This window comes from Mesorhizobium dulcispinae (assembly GCF_033977345.1).
GTDB lineage: Bacteria > Pseudomonadota > Alphaproteobacteria > Rhizobiales > Rhizobiaceae > Mesorhizobium > Mesorhizobium dulcispinae.
This window is the reverse complement of sequence record NZ_JAVIIY010000050.1, coordinates 1-2328: the sequence shown is the minus strand read 5'-3', so window position 1 is coordinate 2328 and position 2328 is coordinate 1. Positions and strand designations below refer to the sequence as shown.

Sequence of the window (2328 nt, the reverse complement as noted above, 5' to 3'; positions counted from 1 at the left end):
CTAGAGCGTTTCACAGCTTGATTGAATCGGAAGGGATTGAACGAAGCCGCTGACGCGGCATTTGGCGGGTCGGTTTGCGGTTGAGGCTTCTGTTTTGAAGGATTGCGGCTGTTGAAGCGCAATCTTGGAACAGGAGCACTGAGATGGCCGAGTTGAGCCCTCTTCGCCGGCGCATGATCGAAGACATGACGATCCGCAATCTATCGCCGGCCACGCAACGATCCTACGTGCACGCGGTGGCGAAGTTTTCCCGCCATTTCGGCCGATCCCCTGACCGCCTTGGCCTTGAAGATGTCCGCGCCTTTCAGGTGCATCTGGTCTCGACCGGGATCTCGTGGCCGGCGCTGAACCAGACGGTGTGCGCGTTGCGGTTCTTCTACGGCGTGACGCTCGGCCATGCCGAGATTCCGGAACGGATCGTCTATGCCCGCTCGCCACGCACGCTGCCGGTGGTTCTCAGCGCCGACGAGGTCGTCCACTTCCTGGCGGCAGTGCCGAGCCTGAAGACGCGCACGGCGCTGACAACGGCCTACGCAGCGGGTCTTCGCGCCTCGGAGACCGTCGGGCTGAAGGTCGGCGATATCGACAGCAGCCGCGGCGTCATACTCGTTCGTCACGGCAAGGGCGGCAAGGACCGCACCGTGATGCTGTCGGCGCAGCTTCTTCGGATCCTGCGGGTCTACTGGCGACTGGCGAAGCCGCAGGGCTGGCTATTTCCCGGCCGCGACCCCAATCGCCCCATCGACGTGCAGGTGCTGTATTCGGCCTGCCGCTCGGCGCGCGCTGCCGCCGGCATCGACAAGCGGGTGACGGTGCACACGCTCAGGCACTCATTCGCCACGCATCTGCTCGAGAACGGCACCGATATCCGCATCATCCAGGTGCTGCTTGGCCACAACAATCTTTCCTCGACGGCACGCTACACCAAGGTCTCGAACGGCCTCATCCGGCGCACGACGAGCCCGCTCGACAAGCTGAACATTGAAGTGGTGCCGCCGGGCTGACCGGTTCCGCCCATGTCGGCGAGACTGGAGGTGGCGGATATCTTCGGCCGCCACGGCGAGGCGTATCGGCAGGTTCATGACGGCCATCTCGGACGCGTCGAGCGGCGTGTGATGAGCGCGATCGAGCTCTGCCGGACGGCCGAGCTCGGCGGCCATGTCGAGGGCTGCCGAGCCTGCGGGGCGATCCGCGTGGCCTACAATTCCTGTCGCAACCGGCATTGCCCCAAATGCCAGGGACAGGCCTGCCGCGACTGGCTCGCCGCACGCGAGGCCGAACTCCTGCCGGTTCCCTACTTCCACGTCGTGTTCACGTTGCCGGCCGAGGTCGCCGCGATCGCCTTCCAGAACAAGGCGGCGGTTTACGCCATCCTGTTCAAGACTGCGGCCGAGACGCTGCGCACGATCGCCGCGGATCCCAGGCATCTCGGTGCAGAGATCGGCCTCATCGCAGTGCTGCACAGCTGGGGCCAGACTCTCACCTACCATCCCCACCTGCATTGCATCGTGCCGGGCGGTGGCGTCTCGCCCGACGGCTCGCGCTGGGTCTCCTGTCGGCCAGGGTTCTTCCTTCCGGTGCGCGTCCTGTCGCGCCTGTTTCGCCGCCGCTTCCTGGAGGACCTACGAGCCGCCTTCGACGCGCACAGCCTCAAGTTCTTCGGCGACATTGCCGGCCTGGCTGAGCCAGCCGCCTTCACCCGCCTGTTGGCGAGGGCGCGCCGCCTCGACTGGGTGGTTTACGCCAAACCGCCGTTCGGCGGTCCAGGGCAGGTGCTATCCTACCTCGGTCGCTACACCCATCGCGTCGCCATCGCCAATTCCCGGCTGATCAGCATGGAGAACGATCGTGTCGGGTTCCGCTGGAAGGATTATCGTCATGGCGGAAGGACAAAGGTGATGACGCTCGACGCGCACGAGTTCATCCGCCGCTTCCTGCTTCACACGCTGCCGGACGGCTTCCATCGCATCCGCCACTACGGCTTCCTCGCCAACGGCCATCGCGCCGCCAGGCTCGACCAGTGCCGCAGGCTGCTGACCAAACCACAACTGGATGATCGCGAACCGGATGTCGAAAGCGCCGCTGCCGCTCCTCTTGCGGCAACGCACCGCTGCCCATGCTGTGGAGGGCGGATGATCACGCTCGCCGTCTGGCGATGCGGACAGGCACCGCCCGGCCCGTTCTGGTGCGACACCTCATGATCGCGGCCGGCGCCTCCTCATCGCCATGCTCAGCATCCGTCACGATGGGCGCCGGAACGCCAACGCTTGGTCCATCGCACAAGGGCGCAAGCAGCCAGCCCGGCGATAGAAGGCACCACAGCCTGTC

At 65.4% G+C, this 2328-nt stretch carries 2 protein-coding genes; both read left to right on the top strand.

Translation table 11 applies throughout. The features are described 5' to 3' along the window. Positions 1 to 143: 143 nt before the first annotated feature. Positions 144 to 1004 (top strand): site-specific integrase, encoded by an 861-nt coding sequence (locus RFN30_RS32135; RefSeq protein ID WP_320265962.1) that lies wholly within the window; start codon positions 144 to 146, stop codon positions 1002 to 1004. Positions 1005 to 1016: 12 nt separating this feature from the next. After that, on the top strand, positions 1017 to 2201 hold the full coding sequence (locus RFN30_RS32130; protein ID WP_320265961.1) for an IS91 family transposase: 1185 nt from the start codon (positions 1017 to 1019) through the stop codon (positions 2199 to 2201). Positions 2202 to 2328: the final 127 nt, after the last annotated feature.